General features: G+C 52.7%; 1 rRNA gene. It reads left to right on the top strand.

The window, feature by feature from the left end:
* Nucleotides 1-282: 282 nt before the first annotated feature.
* Nucleotides 283-857, top strand: a 23S ribosomal RNA gene (locus GJ688_RS20005); the annotation flags it as partial.

Raw genomic sequence — 857 nt, forward strand, 5'->3', positions numbered from 1 at the left:
GAGAGTAGGTCGCTGCCAGATTGACCGGGTTTTATTACCCGGCAGACCTGACAAACGTCAGGTTTTCATATGACCGCTCCTATGTAGCGGTGTTGTTCCTTGAAAACTGCACAGAGGTAAAGTAAAGCGCAAAGCAATGATGATCTATGCGTCAAGCTTTCATACTCAACGGTGAAGTCCTATTACAGTATCGACACCATAGTCTTTGGACGAAGTGTCTCGCTGCAATTATGATTCACCACGGTAAGTAAGATAGACGAAGCGATCATTCATTGAAAATAAGGTCAAGTTAGTAAGGGCATACGGTGGATGCCTAGGCGCTGAGAGGCGAAGAAGGGCGCGGATAACTGCGAAAAGCCACGGTGAGCCGTAAGCAGGCATAGACCCGTGGATACCCGAATGGGGCAACCCGTCCGGAGTCATATCCGGACATCGCTGACTGAATCCATAGGTCAGCGAAGCCAACCCGGGGAACTGAAACATCTAAGTACCCGGAGGAAAAGAAATCAAGCGAGATTCCCCCAGTAGCGGCGAGCGAACGGGGAAGAGCCTAAACCGTTTCTTCGGAAGCGGGGTTGCGGGACCTTCATCCCGAATGAATCATCCTAGTCGAAGCGGTCTGGAAAGGCCTGGCACAGCAGGTAACACCCCTGTAGGCGAAAGGACGAGCCATTCCGAAGGGATCCCAAGTACCGCGGGGCACGTGAAATCCCGTGGGAATCCGGGGGGACCACCCTCCAAGGCTAAATACTCCTCAGCGACCGATAGTGAACCAGTACCGTGAGGGAAAGGTGAAAAGCACCCCGGAAGGGGAGTGAAAGAGAACCTGAACCCGTATGCTTACAAGCAGTCGGAGC

The organism is Heliobacterium mobile, assembly GCF_009720735.1.
Classification (GTDB): domain Bacteria; phylum Bacillota; class Desulfitobacteriia; order Heliobacteriales; family Heliobacteriaceae; genus Heliobacterium; species Heliobacterium mobile.